The organism is Micromonospora sp. SYSU B005, assembly GCF_055362685.1.
On record NZ_JAXCFU010000002.1, the window covers coordinates 137,951 to 154,817 of the forward strand.

Below are 16,867 nucleotides of genomic sequence, written 5' to 3' on the forward strand. Positions count from 1 at the left end.
TCCTGTGCTGGTCAGCCGAGCAGTTGCCGGCCGATCCAGCCGCCCTCGGGGCAGCCGGGCGGTACGGCGAACACGGCGGAGCCGATCGGGGTGGTCCACTCGTTGAGCAGGTCGCGCTCGGCGAGCCGGCGTTGGACGGGCAGGAACTGACCGGCGATGTCGGCCTGGTACGAGGCGAAGACGAGCCCGCTGTCCGCGTCGCCCTCGGGCGTCGGCACGCCGTCGTAGTTGTACGGCCGGCGCAGGATCTTCTGCCGGTCGTCGGTGACGCGGGCCCGGGTCAGGTGCGAGAAGTCGGGGATCACGGTGAGCCCGTCGGGGCCGAGCGCGGCGAAGTCCGGCTCGTCGTGTTCGGCCCGGCCGGTCAGCGGCGCGCCGGTGTCGAGGCGCCGCCCCACGGCGAGTTCCCGGTCGGTGCGGCCCAGCAGATCCCAGGTCTCCAGGTTCATGCTGATCCGCCGCACCACGAGCGTGGTCGAGTCGCGCAGCCAGTCCGGTCCGTCGGTCACCCACACCGCGGTGTCCGCCGGGGTGCCGGGCTTCGGGTTGGCGGTGCCGTCGAGCTGCCCGAACAGGTTGCGCTGGGTACGCCCGGGCTCGGCGCCGGCGGCCCGGCGGAAGCCCTGCTGCACCCAGCGGACGACGGCGAACGGACGGCTGTCCTTGACCAGGACCCGCTGGGCGTGGGCGACGGTGAGCGGGTCGTCGGCGCAGATCTGCAGCAGCAGGTCCCCGCCGGACCAGCGGGGTTGCAGCCGGTCGATGCCGAACGCGGGCAGCTCGGCCACCGAGGCGGGCCGCCGGTCGTCGAGCCCGGCGGCGGCGTAGAGCCCGGGACCGAAGCCGAACGTGACCGTGAGCCGGGCCGGCAGGACGCTCAGTTCCGGCTCGGTGTCGGCCAGCGCCGGGCGGCCCTGGGTGAGCCGCGCCGCGTCGTCGGAGAGCAGCCGCAGCATCCGCCCGAGCGCCGCCCGGTCGGTGCCGGGGCGCAGCGTGAACGCGACGAACGCGGCGTGCGCCTGCGGGTCGGTGGTGACCCCGGACTGCCTGCTGCCGTGGAACGGCTCGACCGCGCTGCCCACCTGGGCCACCGGAACGGGCTCGGCGGGGCGTACCCCGGCAGTGCCGGAACGGACGGCGGTGAGGGCGCCGGCGCCGGCCAGCGCGCCCCCGGCGGCCATCGCGCCGCCGGTGAGCAGGCCGCGCCGGCTCACCCGGCGGGCCGTGGCGGGACTGTCGCTCATGACGCCGGGCTCATGCTCATTTCCGGCATCGGGGACTCACCGTGGCCGGGTGCGTAGGACTCCTGGGCGCCGGTGAACGGCTTCGCCACCGCGGTGAACGTCTGGGTCCGGCCGTCGGCGAAGGTGAGCGTGATGTCGAGCTGGTCGCCGGGGCGCACCGGGCGGGTCAGGTCCATCAGCATCAGGTGGTCGCCGCCGGGCTCCAGGGCGGCCTGGGAGCGGGCAGCGACCACGACGCCGCCCTGCTTCTGCCGCATCGCCATCTTGCCGTCGGTCATGGCCATCTCGTGGATCTCGGCCCGGGAGACGTCGGTGGTCACCCCGGTGATCGTGACGTCGGTGTCGCCGTCGTTGGCGAGCGTGGCGAACGCGGCGGTCATGCCCTTGTCGGCGGCCTTCACCCAGGGGTCGCGGACGGTGAGCACGCCCGCCGCCGCGCTCGCCGGAGCCGAGGCCGACGCCGAAGCCGAGGACGACGTGGCGGCGGACGGCGTGTCCGAGGACCCGCAGGCGGTGACCGACGCGGCGAGCACGGCGGCGCCGATCAGGGCCGCCGGGCGCAGGAACCGGCGGCGGGTGGTGCTGGGCATGACGTCGTCCCCTCGAAGATCCGGTGTTCGTACCGTTTGTCGGCGCGGTACGCCGGATAGTTCCGGCCCGGGTGGTCGATCACGTCACACCCCGCCCGGCGGACCGGCGCCGACCGGGGACCGGCGGTGTGGCCGGAAGGCATAATGGTTCCGGGTGTCACGTGGCGCGCCGGGCGCGGCCGCGGCCGGACGAGGGTGCCGGGCGGGTGCCCGGACGAGGGAGGCGACGGTGAGCCAGGTGACGACCGGGGCGACCCGCAACACCCGGCAGCGCGCCGAGGTGCTGGCGCTGCTGCGGGAGCTGGACGGCTTCCACAGCGCGCAGCAGCTGCACCAGATGCTCGTCCAGCGGCAGGCGAAGGTCGGCCTCACCACGGTGTACCGGACGCTGCAGATGCTCGTCGACAACGGCGAGATCGACTCGGCGCGGCTACCCGGCGGCGAGCACCTCTACCGGCGGTGCAGCCAGAGCCGCCATCACCACCACCTGGTCTGCCGCCGCTGCGGCCGGGCCGTGGAGGTGGCCGGCCCGGCCGTGGAGCGGTGGGCCGACCAGGTCGCCGCGCAGCACGGCTTCACCGACGTCGGGCACACCCTGGAGATCTTCGGCACCTGCGACCGCTGCGCCGCCTGAGCGGTGCCACGGGCGGGCGGTGGCCCGCCCGCCCGTGCGTCCGGTCAGCAGTTGCGCAGCGTGGGGGACTGGTTGAGCAGCTGGCCCCGGCTGGAGGTGAACCGGCGGTACGCCTCGGAGCCGGCCGCGCCGGGGCGGAAGGCCGCCACCCGGTGGCAGTTCTGGAACGCCAGCGTCACCCCGAAGTGCCGTTCCAGACCGGCGCGGATCGCGTCGCTGGCGAGTGCGCGCAGCAGTTGCCCGCGCTCGGCGTCGCCCGGCGGCGGAACGACGTTGTCGGCGAACTCGGCGTCGGACGCGGCCAGGTCGGCTGCCACCCGGCTGACCGTCTCCCAGGCGTACGGCAGGGAGTCACGGACGCAGGCGACGAACGCCTCCTCGTCCACGGGACCGGTCTCGGCGGCGCGCAGCAGGGCGGGCGGAACGGTGAGCGACATGGGTCCTCCGTCATCGCTAACGAACACGGTTTCCATTACCGATTGGGCACACCACGCGGCGGAGGGCCCGTCAACTACCGGCGCACGCGAAACGGCGGGCGGACCCGAAGGCCCACCCGCCGTCCGGCGGTGCGACGTGTCAGCGCAGACGCGCCTCGATCGCCTCGATGACGCGGGGACGCAGCTCGGCGGCGCGGACCACCGCGTCGACCGAGCCGACCTCGACCGCCCGCTGGATGCTGTGCACCCGGTCGAACTCGGCGGCCACCTCGCCCAGCTTCTCCGCCCGCACCGACGAGCGCAGCTCGTCCAGCTCGGCGGTGAGCGTCGCCCGCTCGGTGCCGGCCGCGGCGGCGACCTTCGCCTCCAGGTCGCGTACCCGCGCGTCGGCGGCGGTGCGGGCGGCGACCTCGCCGGCGAACACCACGGCGGCGGCGGGCGCGCCACCGAGCACCGAGGCGAACGACCCCTCGATCGCCAGCACCGTCATGTCCGGGTTGAGCGCCTTGGAGAAGACAACGAACGCGCCGCCGTGATAGCGCGAGATCACGCAGAACACGATCGGGCCGCGGAAGTTGACGATCGCCCGCCCGATCTCCGCGCCGTACTCCAGTTGCAGCTTGCGCATCGACTCGGGTGAGCCGTCGAAGCCGGACAGGTTGGCGAGCACCACAAGCGGCCGGTTGCCGCTGGCCGCGTTGATCGCCCGCGCGGCCTTCTTCGACGAGCGCGGGAACAACGTGCCCGCGGTGTACGTGTCCGGGCCGTCGGTGGGCGGGAAGCCGTGCCGGGGCACCGAGCGGGACTCGATGCCGAGCAGGCACACCGGGATGCCGCCGAGGTGCACGTCCTGCACCACAGCGGTCTCCGCGTCGGCCATGCCGGCCCACCGCTCCAGCACCGGGTGGTCCTGGTCGGCGAGGGCCCGCATCACGGTACGGATGTCGAACGGCTTCTTGCGGTCCGGGTTCGCGGTGGCGGAGAAGATCTCGCCCACCGTGGCGAAGTCGCTGCCGGCCACCGCGTGCGGGTAGCCGCAGATGTCCCGGTCCACCGGGTCCATGGTGACGGCCCGGCGCGGGGCGTCCTCGCCCGGCGCCACGTACGTGTGGTCGTAGTGCGCCATCAGCACGTCCCGCGCGGCCGGCAGGTCCGGCGCCCAGTACTGCGCCTGCCCGTTCGGGCCCATCACCCGGTCGTAGCCGCCGATGCCGAAGTTGTCCTCGGCGGAGACGCCGCCGGAGAAGTCGAGCGACTGCTTGCCGGTGAGCACCATCGCCGAGTCCGGCGTCATGACCAGCACGCCCTTGGTGTGCATGAGCATCGTCGCCTCGGCGTTCCAGTACGGCTGCGCGCCGACGTTGATGCCCGCCACCACGATGTTGATCTCACCGCCGTCCTGGGTGAACTCGACGATCCGCTTGAGCGCCGCGGCCACCCAGTCCATGTTCTCGGTGCCGGAGGTCATCGAGATCCGGGCACCGGCGGACAGCGCGTACCACTCCAGCGGCACGCCCATCCGCTGCGCCAGGTCCAGCGCGGCGATCACCCGCCGGCACTCCGGCTCGGACAGCGCGCCCAGCGACTTGGTCGGGTCACCGAGCAGCACCACCCGGGTCACGCCCTGCGGGTGCCGCGGCGTCGGCGTGGTGACCACACCGGCCACGATCGCCGCCGTGTTGCGGCCCTTCGGCCGGTCCACCGGCACGAGCCGGTGGTCGGCGTCCAGGTCGTGCTCGGCGAAGTCACCGAGCAGGCCGGTCAGCTCGTACGGGTAGACCGTGTTGCGCCCGGCCGCGCGCAGCACCTTCAGCCGGTAGTCGTCAAGCGGCTCGACCGGCTCGGCCGGCGGCTCGCCCACCGTCAGCTGCGCGTGCCCGGTGACGTCGAACGTGATCCGCACGCCGACCTTGGTCAGCTCGCCGGTACGCCGGTCGCGCTGCCGCGCGATGAACAGGATCTCCTCCAGCTCGGCGCCCACTGTGGTCGGGCGTACCCGCCCGGCGATCAGCTCCATCTCCTCGCGGGTCAGCTCGCTCGGCGGCCACACGTAGACGACGATCCGGTTGGTCGGGAACCGCGACTTCGACGGCCGCCTCGACTGCGCCCGGCGGATCGAGTCGATGCAGGCCGCCACCGTGTCCTCGGTGGTCGGCAGCGCCACCAGCCGGCCGTCCTGCTCCCGCAGCCCGGTCAGGTCACGCACCTGCGCGAACGCCACCAGCCGCTGGTCGGACGGGTTCTGCCGGGCGACCGCCTGGAACAGGTAGACCTCCTCGTCCAGCGACGGCAGCCGGGTCAGGTCGAACTCGCGCAGCCGTTCCAGCTGCATCCGCTGCGCGATGTACGGGTGCAGGCCGCGGATCAGGCGCTCCTCGGCCATCCCGCCGTCCTGCGCCGGGCGGAACGTGACGTGGTGGTGCATCACCGCGCCGGCACGCCCGGCCACAGTGGTGGTGAGGCGGCGCACCTGCTGCGGCAGCGGGTGCGCGTTCACCACCTCCAGCAGGGCGGCGGCGGTGGCGTCCAGGTCCTCCGGCTGGTTCTCCCAGGCCAGGTAGACGTCCGCGTCGACGGCCTCGCAGTCCCGGGCCACCTCGGCCAGGCCGCGCAGCGCGTCGCCGAGCGCGTCGAACCGGACGGCGGCCGAGACCACGCTCGACCCGTCCCGCCCGGCCACCACGAACGTGCAGCCACCGGCGGTGCGGGTGCTGACCTCGGTGAGCGCCTTGTTGCCGTAGTAGCGGCGGGTCAGCACCTCCAGCATGGCCGCGTTGTCCACGTCGTTGCGGACCAGGCGCTGGCCGAGCAGCCGGACCAGCGGCTCGGTGCTGCGCACCATCTCGGCGATCCGCTCGGCGCGGTCCGGCGCGTCCGGCTGCGCGTCGAGGTGCCGCAGGTGGGTGCGGACCTGGGCGTAGACCCGGGCCCGGTTGCGGCGCAGCAGCGGCTGGGCGAACCAGGCGAACACCACGCCCCGGGCCAGGTCGGCGACCACCGGGAAGCGGACCTGGGTGGCCGCGACGAGCCGCTCCAGCGCGAGACCGGCCGGCTCGCGCAGCGCCTCGTCCGGCGGCGGCTCGCGCAGCCAGGAACGCAGCAGCGCGGCGATCACCGTGGCGTCGGCGGCGGCCCGCTGCTGGGCCAGGAAGATCCGGAAGACCGCGGCCTCCAGCTCGGGGGAGCGGTCCAGCTCGGTGACGCCGTAGTGGGCGAGCGCCTTGGCCAGGCGGGCCCGGAACGAGTCCGGCGAACCGGCCCGCTCGACGTCGAGGCTCTGCAGGTAGGTGTGGAAGTACTCGCGGGCGCTGTGCACGTGCCCGCCCGGCCCGTCGTCGCCGCCGGGCCGGTTACGGCTCAGCTCCGCCAGGTCGGCGAAGACGTTCACCAGTTCCAGTTCCTCGGCCAGCGGCCGGTGCCCCGCCTCGGTGGCCGCCCGCCGCGCGTCCAGGTAGTCGCCGAGCACCCGCCGCTCGTCGTGCGGGTCCACGTCGTAGCCGAGCAGCAGCGCGCACAGGTCCTCCTGGCCGCGTTCGGCCCGGGACCGCGCCGGCACGTCCGCGGGCGCCGTGGGCAGGTCCAGCTCGACAGCCGGTCCGGCCGGGCCGGCGGCCGCCTCGGTGCCCTCCTCGGCGATCGGCTCCAGGCGCAGCAGCGGCGCACCGGCCTCGACCTGGGTGCCCACCGCCACCGACGACTCCTTGAGGCGGGCCCGGAACGGCGCCCGCAGCACCGTCTCCATCTTCATCGCCTCCAGCACCAGCACCGGCGCGCCGGCCTCGACCTCCGCGCCGACCTGAAGCGGCGTGGCGACCACCAGCGCCGGCATGGGGGAGCGCAGCACGCCGCCCTCGTCGCGGCTGATCCGGTGCGTCACACCGTCCACCTCGACCAGGTGGACCGGGCCGTGGGTGTCGGTGAGCAGGCGGAACCGGGCGCCGTTGACGGCGATCTGGCCGGTGTGCCGGTCGAAGCGGTCCAGCTCGACGTCCGCGGTGCGCACGTCGCCACCGGCCTCGACACCGACCCGGAACCGGTGCGCGCCGACCCGGGCCACCCGCATCCGGTAGGTCACGCCGCGCAGCTTCAGGTCCAGCGGCCGGCCGCTGCGGTGCTGCACCTGCGGGCGTCCACCGGCCGCGGTGGACAGCAGCCGCTGCCGTTCGGCGGTCTCGTCCTCCTCGTACGCCTCGATCGCGGCGGCGGCCAGCGCGACGGCGGAGTGCCGGTGCGCGACCAGGCGGCCCTCGCCGCGTACCCGGTCGATCCAGCCGGTGTCCGCGCTGGCGTCGATCACTTCGGGCTGGTCGAGCAGCTCGAGCACGAAGCTCTTGTTCGTCGCGCCGCCGGCGATGACCACAGTGGTGTTCGCCATCGCCCGCCGCAGGCGGCCCAGCGCCTCGTCCCGGTCCCGGCCGTACGCGATGATCTTCGCGATCATGGAGTCGAAGTCGGCCGGGATGGTGTCGCCCTCGCTGACCCCGGTGTCGACCCGGATGCCGGGCCCGGCGGGCAGGTCCAGCCGGGTGATCCGGCCGGGGGAGGGCGCGAAGTCGCGGTCCGGGTCCTCGGCGTTGAGCCGCGCCTCGATCGCGTGCCCGCGCTCGACCGGCGGCTCACCGGTGAGGCGGCCTCCGCCGGCCACGTGCAGCTGCGCCTTGACCAGGTCGAACCCGGTGGTCGACTCGGTGATCGGGTGCTCGACCTGCAGGCGCGTGTTGACCTCCAGGAACGCGAACAGCCGGTCGCCCGGGTGGTAGAGGAACTCGACGGTGGCCGCGCCCCGGTAGCCGACGGCGACCGCCAGCCGCTCCGCCGACGCCTTCAGCTCCGCGGTCTGCTCCGGGCTCAGCACCGGCGACGCGGACTCCTCGATCACCTTCTGGTTGCGCCGCTGCACCGAGCAGTCCCGTACCCCGAGCGCCCACGCGGTGCCCTGACCGTCGGCGATCACCTGGACCTCGACGTGCCGGGCACCGGTGACCAGGCGCTCCAGGAACACCACGCCGCTGCCGAACGCCCGCGCCGCCTCCTGGCTGGTGCGCTCGTAGGCGTCGGCCAGCTCGGCGTCGCTGCGGATCACCCGGATGCCGCGCCCGCCGCCACCGGCTGTCGCCTTGAGCATCAGCGGGTAGCCGATCGAGGCCGCCGCGCGCAGCGCGTCGTCCAGGCTCTCCACCGCGCCGCGGCTCCACGGCGCGACCGGCACGCCGACCTCCTCGGCGATCAGCTTCGCGCCGATCTTGTCGCCGAGCTTGCGCATGGCGTCCGGGCTGGGCCCGACGAACGTCACGCCGATCTTCTCGCACAGCTCGGCGAACGCCGGGTCCTCGGCCACGAAACCCCAGCCCACCCACGCGGCGTCCGCGCCGGTCTCGACCAGCGCGCGCTCCAGGGCCTTCAGGTCGAGGTACGGGCGGGCGGACGCGGGGCCCAGGTCGTAGGCGACGTCCGCCTCGCGGACGAAGGTGGCGGTACGGTCGACGTCGGTGTACAGCGCGACGGTCTCGATCCGGCTGCCGGTCTCCGCGGCCAGTTCCCGGACCGCGTGGATGAGCCGCATCGCGGCCTCACCACGGTTGACGATGGCGACACGGGTGAACACGTGACCGTCCCCTTCGGTTGACCCACTCCTGCGCGCCGGGCGCGGCGATGCCCCCGGCTCGCCTCACCTTTCCGGCTGTGCGCGGGCGGCGCCATGTCGTAACGGCCGAAGCCTGAGCGGGGACCGTTGTAGGAACCGAACAAAAGTTTTTAGCCAGCCACTCACTACCCGCCGGTACGCGACAGGGCGCCGGACCCGAGCGGGTCCGGCGCCGTATATCGCCTGCGCTGCGTGCTCAGCCCGGGATCTCCCGGGGGTCGCGGCTGCGGGGGTACGTGTTCTTCTCGCCGATCGTGCCGTCCTGCTTCTTGATCACGTGCTCGGCGCCGCGCTCGGCCGCCATCTCCCGGCCGGCCGCCTCGGCCTCCGCCTTGGTGTCGTGGCGGCTGGTCGCGCGCTCGTTGCCCTCCGGGCGGTTCTTCCACTGCCCGTCCTGCTGGTAGGTGTCGATGTCGCCCTTCGCCATGCCGTCAGCTCCCTCGTTCGCGTGTCCGATGACAAATGTCTGCCCATGCGAGGGGAGTGCTAATCCTGACGGCGAGGGACAACCCGGGCCGGGCGGGGGAGGGACCCCGCCCGGCCCGGTGGTTCACGCGGCGGCGTGCAGGCCCTGCCAGGCGCCGTACCCGCCGAGCAGGTCGGACACGTCGGCGTGCCCGGCGTTGCGCAGCAGGCTGGCGGCGACCGAGGAGCGGTAGCCGCCGGCGCAGTGCACGACGACCGGCCGGCCGGTGGGCACCTCGCCGAGGCGGTGGGTCAGTTCGGCCAGCGGGATGTGCCGGGAGCCGTCCACCGCGCCCTGCTCCCGCTCCCCGGCGTTGCGGACGTCGAGCACCAGCGGCGCGTCCGGACCGTCGAGGGCCGCGCGCAGCTCGGTGGCGGTGACCCGGCTCGCCCGCGTCATCTCGGCGACCATCTCCAGGAAGGCGCCCTCGGGCTCGCGCAGGTAGCCGATCACCCGGTCGAAGCCGATCCGGGCGAGGCGGACGACGATCTCCTCCTCCCGGTCCTGCGGAGCCACCACGAGCACCGGCCGGTCGGGCGCGACGACACTGCCGGCGGTCTCGGCGAACCGGCCGTCGGCCGGCACGTTGAGCGCGCCGCGCAGGTGCCCGGTCGCGTACTCCTGCGGGTCGCGGGCGTCGACCACGACGGCGCCGTCGGCCCGGGCGGCCAGGAACTCGGCCGGGGTGAGCGGGCGGGCCGGCCGGGCGTGGTCGAACAGCTCCCGCGCCTTGCGGTTCAGCACCGCGTCGAAGGCGAAGTAGCCGGGCGCGGCCGGCTGCCCGCCGGTCACCAGGGCGAGGAAGCGCTCCTCGCTCATCGGCGCGCAGGCGTAGTTGGTGCGGCGCTGCTCGCCGATGGTGGACTGCCGTTCGGTGGACAGGTTCTTGCCGCAGGCCGAGCCGGCGCCGTGGGCGGGGAAGACGCGCACCTCGTCGGGCAGGCCCATCAGCTTGTGCTGCACGCTGTCGTAGAGCATGCGGCCGAGTTCCTCGGCGGTCACGCCGAACGAGGCGAGCAGGTCGGGGCGGCCCACGTCGCCGATGAACAGCGCGTCGCCGGTCAGCACGCCGTACGGGACCGGGTCGTCGGCGTGCTCGTAGACCAGGATGCTGATCGACTCCGGCGTGTGGCCCGGGGTCTCCATGATCTCCAGGGTCACGTCGCCGAGGCTGATCCGTTCGCCGTCGGTGAGCTTGCGGCTCGGGTACTCGGTCTCGGCCCGGCTCCCGTAGCCGATCCAGGCGCCGGTCGCGGCGGCCACCTCGAGGTGCCCGGCGATGAAGTCGGCGTGGAAGTGGGTGTTGACGACGCCCTCGATGGTCAGGCCGTGCGCCTTCGCGTCGGTGAGGTACTCGTCGATGTCCCGGCGCGGGTCGACGAGCACGGCCCGGCCGGTGGTCTCGTCGGCGATCAGGTACGAGGCCTGGGACAGGCAGTCGAGGTAGTACTGGGTGAACAACATCGGCAGTGCTCCTTCTCCTGGTGATGAGGGGTCTGCTCAGGCCACGTGGCCCGGCCTGCCGCCCTTGGCTCGTACCGCCAGCCCGGCGTTCGTCCACGCCCGCATGCCGCCGGTCAGGTCGTGCACCTCGTGGCCCGCCGCGGCGAGCAACTTGGCCGCCCGTCGCGACCGCGCGCCGGACCGGCAGACGGTCACCACGGGCCGGTCCGCCGGCCCCTCGGACAGCCGGTCCGCGAGCTGGCCGAGCGGGATGTGCCGGGCGCCGGGGGCGTGTCCGGCCCGCCACTCGGCGGGTTCCCGGACGTCGAGCAGCAGCGCGCCCGCGCCGGACAGCGCCGCCGCCTCCGCCGGGGTGACCCGGGCGACGCGCGGGCCGAACAGGCGGCGGAGGAAGCCGGTGCGCGGAGCGGCAGCCGTCTCCGGGCGCCCGGTCACGGCCGGCTGCCCGCGGTGACCGGGCGGCCCGAGCGCACCCAGGCCGAGGTGCCGCCGGTCACCGACAGGGCGGTGATGCCGGCGCGTTCGAGCAGTTCGGCGCCGACCCGGCTGCGTCCGCCGGCCTCGCAGATCACGTAGACGGGGCCGGTGCGGGGCACCTGCGTCATCTGGGCGGGCAGGTGACCCAGTGGCACACAACGGGCACCGGGGACGTGGCCGCCGAGGTACTCGGCGGTCTCCCGGACGTCGATGACCGTCGCCCCGTCGGCGTGGGCGGTGGCGAACGTGGTCAGGTCGACCTCGCGCATGGGCGTTCTCCTTCCGGATCAGCTATACCCCCGGGGGTATCCGCTCTCAACGGTAGCGCGGCGTCCGGCCGTCCGCCACCCCCTGCTCGTCCGGTGCGCACGTTTGCCGGAACGGCAAGGTTCCTTGCTGTCCGGTCGGCGGCGGCGCACGATGGCGGGGCCCGGACGGGAGACGCCCGGCGGCGAGGAGGCAGACATGACGGGGCACCACCACGAGCACCCGGCGGCGGACACCGACCCGGCCCGCTTCTGGGACGAGCGGTACGGCCAGCGCGACCGGATCTGGAGCGGCCGGGTCAATCCGGTCCTGGCCGAGGTGGCCGCCACGCTGCCCCCGGGCACCGTGCTCGACCTGGGCAGCGGTGAGGGCGGCGACGCGGTGTGGCTGGCGTCGCACGGCTGGCGGGTCACCGCCGTGGACATCTCGTCAGTCGCGCTGGACCGCCTCGCCGTGGAGGCCGAACGGGCCGGGGTGGCGGAGCGGATCACCACCGTCCGGCACGACCTCACCCAGGGCTTCCCGCCCGGCCGGTACGACCTGGTGTCCGCGCAGTTCTTCCAGTCGCCGCTGGTCCTGCCCCGGGAGAAGGTGCTGCCCCCGGCGGCCGAGGCGGTCGCGCCCGGTGGCCGGCTGCTCGTCGTCGAGCACGGCGCGCCGCCGCCCTGGGCCGGGCCCGACACCGGCCACCACCGGTTCGCCGAACCCGAGGAGATCCTGGCCGCGATGAACCTCGACCCGGACGGCTGGGACACCGAGCGGCTGGGCGCGGCGCGCCGTACCGCCACCGGCCCCGACGGCCAGACCGGCGAGCTGATCGACCACGTGGTCCTGGTGCGGCGCCGCTGACCCCGGTCAGGCCCGGGCCGTCGGCCGGGTCAGCAGCAGCACCAGCAGCCCGGCCGCGCACAGCGCGGTGCTCATGCCGTACGCCCACCGGTAGCCGACCTGCGCGGAGAGCCCGAGCAGCGGCCCGGCGAGCATGGCGCCGATCGGGAACGTGTTTGTGAACAGCGTGGTGGCCCGGCCCGGCTCGCCCGGCAGCAGATCCTGCACGTAGGCGATGCCGACGCCGGACACCGCGGCGATGAACAGCGCGTTCACCGGCTGCGCGAACAGCAGGAACGGCACGCTCGGCGCCAGCGCGGCGGCCGCGTAGTAGGCGACCCCGCAGGCGCCGCCGACCAGGATCAGCGGCCGCAGCCGGACCCGCGCGGTCAGCGCGCCCAGCCCGAGGATCAGCGGGATCTCCAGCGCCGCGCACAGGCCCAGCACCAGCCCGGCGCGGGAGGGGTCGTCGTTCAGTTCGGTGTCGATGAACAGCGGCATCGCCTGCACGCCGACCGTCAGCGGGCACTGGAGCAGGACGAACGCGAGCGCCGTCAGCGCCAGCCGCAGCCGGGACGCGCCGGGCGGGCCGGGCACCGCGCCGTCCGGATCGGCCGCGACCGGCCGCGCCGGCAGCGGCAGTTCCTCCAGCCGGAACGCGGCCACCAGCGCGGCCAGCGCGTACATGACGGCGGCCATGCCGTAGACCAGGCGGAAGCCGCCGACGTCGAGCAGCACCGCGGCCAGCGCCGGCCCGGCCACCCAGGCGACCGAGAAGACGGTACGCATGAGGCTGACGCCGAACGCGGCCCGCGTGGGATCGTCCCTGTCGAACAGCGCCCGGGTGTACGCGAACGACTGCGGGAACAGCGAGTTCGCCAGCGCGGTGGCGGTGGCGGTCAGCCCCAGCAGGATCCAGTAGTCGCGGACGTACGCGGTCGTCCCCGCGCCCACCACACCGGCCAGCGCGGCGCCGACCAGCAGCGCGCGCCGGATCGGCAGGCGGTCCGACAGCCGGCCGATCAGCGCGGAGGCGACCACCCCGGACAGCGGGGCGACGACCAGGAACACGGTCACCCGTACCGGACTGGCGTGGACCTCCCGGTCGAGGAACAGCGACAGGAACGGCAGCACCACGGCGGTGGACAGACCGACGGTCAGGAAGACCACACCCAGCGGGAGCAGCCGGAATCGGCCGGCGCGAACCGCCGGCCTCGTGTCCACAGCCATGCGGCGGACTGTACGCGGCGGCGGCGCGGCGGCCGACCGGGTTTCCGCAACCCGGACTAGCCGACGGCGGTGGGGGAGGGCGGAGCGCTGCCGCCCTGCGGCGCCTCGGCGGTCATCAGCCGGACGATCTCCGCCCGGTCGGCGGCCGACGGCATCCCCCACTCCGGCCGGTAGCCGAACGCCCGGTCCAGCGGGATCGACGAGGTCCGGCCGTCGAGGATCTCCACCGCGTCGGTACCGATCAGCCCGGGATGCTCGACGCCGCACGCCTCGGCCACCTTGACCAGGTCGCGGCGCAGCGTACGGATGTAGTTCGCGGCCCGCACCGACTTGCGCGCCGGGTCCAGACCCCGGGCCAGCCACGCGTTCTGCGTGGCGACGCCGGTCGGGCAGGTGTCGGTGTGGCACTTCTGCGCCTGGATGCAGCCGATCGCCAGCATCGCCTCCCGCCCGACGTTGACCATGTCGGCGCCGAGCGCGAACGCCACCACCGCGTTGTCCGGCAGACCGAGCTTGCCGGCGCCGACGAACACCACCTGCTCGTGCAGGTCGCGTTCGGCGAACGTCCGGTAGACCCGGGAGAAGCCCTGCTGGAACGGCAGCGAGACCGAGTCGCTGAAGATCAGTGGCGCGGCGCCGGTGCCGCCCTCGCCGCCGTCGACGGTCACGAAGTCCACGCCGCGCCCGGTGTCGCGCATCAGCGTGGCCAGTTCCTCCCAGAACCCCAGGTCACCGACGGCGGACTTGATGCCGACCGGCAGGCCGGTCTCGGCGGCGAGCAGCTCCACCCAGTCCAGCAGGCTGTCGCAGTCGGAGAACTCGGCGTGCCGGGACGGGCTGACGCAGTCCTGACCGGCCGGGACGCCCCGGGTGGCGGCGATCTCGGCGGAGACCTTCGCCGCCGGCAGCAGGCCGCCGAGGCTCGGCTTGGCACCCTGGCTGAGCTTGATCTCCAGCGCGCGTACCGGCGCCGACGCCACCAGGTCCCTGAGCCGTTCCAGGCTGAACCGGCCCTGCTCGTCGCGGCAGCCGAAGTACGCGGTGCCGAGCTGGAAGACCAGCTCACCGCCGTTGCGGTGGTACGGCGACAGCCCGCCCTCGCCGGTGTTCTGCAGGCAGCCGGCCAGCGCGGCGCCCCGGTTGAGCGCCTCCACCGCGTTTGCGGACAGCGAGCCGAAGCTCATCCCGGAGATGTTCACCACCGACTCCGGGCGGAACGCCCGCGACCGGCCGCGCGCCGCGCCGAGCACCTTGGCGCAGGGCAGCGTCACGTCGTGCCCAGCGGTCGGCGTCGACGGTGGCACCGCCCGGCCGAACGTGCGGTGCTTGATGATCGGATAGCCGGAGGTGTGCTCGATGTCGTTGTCGGTGCCGAACCCGAAGTAGTTGTTCTCCTGCTTGGCCGAGGCGTACACCCAGCGCCGCTGGTCGCGGGTGAAGGGCCGCTCCTCGTCGTTGCCGGCCACGATGTACTGCCGCAGCTCCGGGCCGATCGACTCGATCAGGTACCGGGCGCGGCCCAGCACGGGGAAGTTGCGGCGCAGCGCGTGGTCGCGTTGCAGCAGGTCCCGCGCCGCCAGCGCGGCGACGGCGGCGACGGCTGCGGGTACGGCTCTCTTCGCCCAGCTCATCCCGCCACTCTTTCCGGCCCGGCACCCGGTCAAACGCCTGATGGAACCCGGCCGCCCCGGGCGGTGTCATGGAAGCGGACCGACGGCGGAGGCTGCCCTGGACGACGACGACCTCGTCACCCGCGTACGCGCCGGCGACCGGGAGGCGTACGACGCCCTGGTGGCCCGGCACACCGCGTCCGCGTACCGGACGGCGGTGCTGCTCGGCGCCGGTCCGGACGCCGAGGACGTGGTCCAGGAGGCGTTCGTGAAGGCGTACCGGAAGCTGTCCCGCTACCGGGCCGAGGCGTCGTTCCGGTCCTGGCTGCTCGCGATCGTCGCCAACGAGACCCGGAACCTGCACCGGACGCGGACCCGGCGCGACGGGCTGACGCTGCGCGCGGCGGCGGCGGACCCGGTCGCGGCGGTCACCGCCGAGGACGGGCTCGACGCGGTGCTGGCAGCCGAGCGCCGGGCCGCGCTGGTCGGGGCGCTGCGCCGGCTGCCCGCCCGCGACCGCGAGGTGATCGTCTGCCGCTATCTGCTCGACCTCGGCGAGGACGAGACGGTGACGGTGCTGGGGGTGGCCCGGGGCACCGTGAAGTCCCGGACCCACCGGGCGCTGGCGAAGCTGCGGGCCCTGCTGGACCGGGAGGTGGCGCACCGTGGATGACCTGGAGCGGGAGCTGCGGGAGCTGACCGGCTGGCTGGAGCCGGCGCGGACGCCGGATCTGACCGCCCGGGTCCGGGCCCGGCTCGACGCGCCCGCGCCGCGCCGCCGGTGGCGGTACGTGCTGGCCGCCGCGCTCGCCGCGCTGCTCGTGGCGGCGCTGCCGCCGGGGCGGGCCGCGCTCGCCGACGCGGTGACCGGGCTGCTGCGGTTCTCCGGGGTCGTGGTGGACACCGCGCCCGCCCCGCCGCCGACGGGTACGCCGTCGCCGCTGCCCGCGCAGCACGAGGTCGCCCTGGCCGAGGCGCAGCGGCAGGTGCGCTTCCCGATCCGGGTGCCGGCCCGGCTCGGCGCGCCGGAACGGGTGCTGGTCGCCGATCCGGACGGCACCGGCGCGCACCGGGTCGCCAGCCTGCTCTACCGGGGCGGGACGGTCCGGCTGGACGCCTTCGACGGCTCGCTCGACATCGTGTTCCACAAGCGGTCCCTCGGGGCGGACGTGACGCTCACCCACGTCGGCGGCGAGTTCGCGATCTGGGTCGGCGGCCCGCACGCGCTCGCGTACGTGGACCGCTCGGGCACGGAACGGGTCGCCACCGCGCGGTTGTCCGCCGCCACGCTCATCTGGGAGCGGGCCGGGGTGAGCTACCGGCTGGAGGGCGACCTGACGCGCGAGCAGGCGCTCGACATCGCGTCCTCGCTTGAGTGAGTGCGGCGGGAACCTCGGGGCGCCGGGCGGTGTCCTGTCGACGAGAGTCGTCGACGGGGGAGGCCGGATGTCCGTTCCGAGAAGAGTCCTGCTGGTGCCGGTCCTGCTGCTGGCCGGGTGCACCGGCCCGGCCGCGCAGCCGGCCGGCGGGCCGGCCACGGGCACCGTGCCCGCCACCGGACCGTCCACGCCGGCGGCCTGTGCCGAACGGCTGGAGACCGGCCGGCTGCCGGGCTGGGCGGACGCCGGGTTCACCGGCGACACCCGGGTGCGGCACGTGTTCGGCGCCCGGGGCGACATCGTGGCGATCCTGTTCGCGTACCCGCTGGTGCACGCGCGCGGCGACGGCGCGAACAACAAGATCCTCTGGGTGGCACGCCCCGAGCCCGGACGGTCCGAGCCGGCCTCGCGGACGCCTCTGGTGATCACCGCGACGCGGGACGGGACGGACACCCCGGTCGTCCGGGAGGTGGCGGGCGGACCCGGGCCGTCCATCGTCGACCTGCCGTCCGCCGGGTGCTGGCGGCTGCGGCTGGACTGGTCCGGCCGCAGCGACACGATGGATCTGGTCTACCGGCCGGCGTCCGGCTGACCGGC

Annotated in this window: 15 protein-coding genes; 5 read left to right on the forward strand and 10 right to left on the reverse strand. The window is 74.5% G+C overall.

The features are described 5' to 3' along the window. Positions 1 to 11: 11 nt before the first annotated feature. Both SM452_RS05835 and SM452_RS05840 read right to left on the reverse strand, forming a co-directional pair. Complete coding sequence (locus tag SM452_RS05835; protein ID WP_355508090.1) at positions 12 to 1,244, reverse strand: Dyp-type peroxidase; 1,233 nt, start codon at positions 1,242 to 1,244, stop codon at positions 12 to 14. Continuing rightward, positions 1,241 to 1,834 (reverse strand): copper chaperone PCu(A)C, encoded by a 594-nt coding sequence (locus SM452_RS05840; RefSeq protein WP_262011893.1) that lies wholly within the window; start codon positions 1,832 to 1,834, stop codon positions 1,241 to 1,243. The genes SM452_RS05835 and SM452_RS05840 overlap by 4 nt, the downstream gene beginning before the upstream one ends. A 229-nt stretch (positions 1,835 to 2,063) precedes the next feature. On the opposite strand from SM452_RS05840, the gene SM452_RS05845 reads away from it, so the two are divergent. Next, the gene (locus SM452_RS05845; protein WP_194799099.1) at positions 2,064 to 2,468 is read left to right on the forward strand and encodes a Fur family transcriptional regulator; all 405 of its coding nucleotides are present in this window, start codon (positions 2,064 to 2,066) and stop codon (positions 2,466 to 2,468) included. A gap of 44 nt (positions 2,469 to 2,512) precedes the next feature. Here SM452_RS05845 and SM452_RS05850 read toward each other — a convergent pair whose 3' ends face one another. From SM452_RS05850 to SM452_RS05875, 6 genes are all read right to left on the reverse strand, one after another. Next, entirely contained in the window at positions 2,513 to 2,905 is a 393-nt protein-coding gene (locus SM452_RS05850; protein ID WP_135240588.1) for an SCO5389 family protein, read from the reverse strand. A 139-nt stretch (positions 2,906 to 3,044) separates the two neighbouring features. Next, positions 3,045 to 8,510, reverse strand: a complete 5,466-nt coding sequence (locus tag SM452_RS05855; protein ID WP_463839433.1) for an ATP-binding protein — start codon at positions 8,508 to 8,510, stop codon at positions 3,045 to 3,047. A 235-nt stretch (positions 8,511 to 8,745) separates the two neighbouring features. Further along, positions 8,746 to 8,976, reverse strand: a complete 231-nt coding sequence (locus SM452_RS05860) for a DUF2188 domain-containing protein (RefSeq protein WP_013286814.1) — start codon at positions 8,974 to 8,976, stop codon at positions 8,746 to 8,748. Between the two features lie 123 nt (positions 8,977 to 9,099). After that, complete coding sequence (locus tag SM452_RS05865) at positions 9,100 to 10,479, reverse strand: MBL fold metallo-hydrolase (protein WP_355508083.1); 1,380 nt, start codon at positions 10,477 to 10,479, stop codon at positions 9,100 to 9,102. 36 nt (positions 10,480 to 10,515) lie between these two features. Then, complete coding sequence (locus SM452_RS05870) at positions 10,516 to 10,860, reverse strand: rhodanese-like domain-containing protein (RefSeq protein WP_355508105.1); 345 nt, start codon at positions 10,858 to 10,860, stop codon at positions 10,516 to 10,518. A gap of 50 nt (positions 10,861 to 10,910) precedes the next feature. Further along, positions 10,911 to 11,225, reverse strand: coding sequence for a rhodanese-like domain-containing protein (locus SM452_RS05875; protein WP_194799104.1), 315 nt, complete (start codon positions 11,223 to 11,225; stop codon positions 10,911 to 10,913). A 196-nt stretch (positions 11,226 to 11,421) separates the two neighbouring features. Between SM452_RS05875 and SM452_RS05880 the strand changes: the two genes are divergently transcribed. Then, the gene (locus SM452_RS05880; RefSeq protein ID WP_463839434.1) at positions 11,422 to 12,072 is read left to right on the forward strand and encodes a class I SAM-dependent methyltransferase; all 651 of its coding nucleotides are present in this window, start codon (positions 11,422 to 11,424) and stop codon (positions 12,070 to 12,072) included. A 6-nt stretch (positions 12,073 to 12,078) separates the two neighbouring features. On the opposite strand, the gene SM452_RS05885 is transcribed toward SM452_RS05880, so the two are convergent. Continuing rightward, the gene (locus SM452_RS05885) at positions 12,079 to 13,281 is read right to left on the reverse strand and encodes a sugar efflux transporter (RefSeq protein ID WP_402810835.1); all 1,203 of its coding nucleotides are present in this window, start codon (positions 13,279 to 13,281) and stop codon (positions 12,079 to 12,081) included. 56 nt (positions 13,282 to 13,337) lie between these two features. Beyond that, positions 13,338 to 14,912 (reverse strand): FMN-binding glutamate synthase family protein, encoded by a 1,575-nt coding sequence (locus SM452_RS05890; protein ID WP_355508074.1) that lies wholly within the window; start codon positions 14,910 to 14,912, stop codon positions 13,338 to 13,340. A gap of 40 nt (positions 14,913 to 14,952) precedes the next feature. On the opposite strand from SM452_RS05890, the gene SM452_RS05895 reads away from it, so the two are divergent. The 3 genes from SM452_RS05895 to SM452_RS05905 all read left to right on the forward strand — a co-directional run bounded on the left by SM452_RS05895 (position 14,953) and on the right by SM452_RS05905 (position 16,862). Then, complete coding sequence (locus SM452_RS05895) at positions 14,953 to 15,564, forward strand: RNA polymerase sigma factor (protein ID WP_318334420.1); 612 nt, start codon at positions 14,953 to 14,955, stop codon at positions 15,562 to 15,564. Further along, entirely contained in the window at positions 15,557 to 16,270 is a 714-nt protein-coding gene (locus SM452_RS05900) for a hypothetical protein (protein ID WP_463839435.1), read from the forward strand. The genes SM452_RS05895 and SM452_RS05900 overlap by 8 nt, the downstream gene beginning before the upstream one ends. Before the next feature lie 67 nt (positions 16,271 to 16,337). After that, entirely contained in the window at positions 16,338 to 16,862 is a 525-nt protein-coding gene (locus SM452_RS05905; protein WP_463839436.1) for a hypothetical protein, read from the forward strand. Positions 16,863 to 16,867 lie beyond the last annotated feature (5 nt).

Excerpts from the sequence above, each read along its gene's own strand:
- SM452_RS05835 (WP_355508090.1), bottom strand. The coding sequence starts at position 1,244 with ATGAGCGACAGTCCCGCCACGGCCCGCCGGGTGAGCCGGCGCGGCCTG.
- SM452_RS05840 (WP_262011893.1), bottom strand. The coding sequence starts at position 1,834 with ATGCCCAGCACCACCCGCCGCCGGTTCCTGCGCCCGGCGGCCCTGATC.
- SM452_RS05850 (WP_135240588.1), bottom strand. The coding sequence starts at position 2,905 with ATGTCGCTCACCGTTCCGCCCGCCCTGCTGCGCGCCGCCGAGACCGGT.
- SM452_RS05860 (WP_013286814.1), bottom strand. The coding sequence starts at position 8,976 with ATGGCGAAGGGCGACATCGACACCTACCAGCAGGACGGGCAGTGGAAG.
- SM452_RS05865 (WP_355508083.1), bottom strand. The coding sequence starts at position 10,479 with ATGTTGTTCACCCAGTACTACCTCGACTGCCTGTCCCAGGCCTCGTAC.
- SM452_RS05875 (WP_194799104.1), bottom strand. The coding sequence starts at position 11,225 with ATGCGCGAGGTCGACCTGACCACGTTCGCCACCGCCCACGCCGACGGG.
- SM452_RS05880 (WP_463839434.1), top strand. The coding sequence starts at position 11,422 with ATGACGGGGCACCACCACGAGCACCCGGCGGCGGACACCGACCCGGCC.
- SM452_RS05885 (WP_402810835.1), bottom strand. The coding sequence starts at position 13,281 with ATGGCTGTGGACACGAGGCCGGCGGTTCGCGCCGGCCGATTCCGGCTG.
- SM452_RS05890 (WP_355508074.1), bottom strand. The coding sequence starts at position 14,912 with ATGAGCTGGGCGAAGAGAGCCGTACCCGCAGCCGTCGCCGCCGTCGCC.
- SM452_RS05895 (WP_318334420.1), top strand. The coding sequence starts at position 14,953 with ATGGAACCCGGCCGCCCCGGGCGGTGTCATGGAAGCGGACCGACGGCG.
- SM452_RS05905 (WP_463839436.1), top strand. The coding sequence starts at position 16,338 with ATGTCCGTTCCGAGAAGAGTCCTGCTGGTGCCGGTCCTGCTGCTGGCC.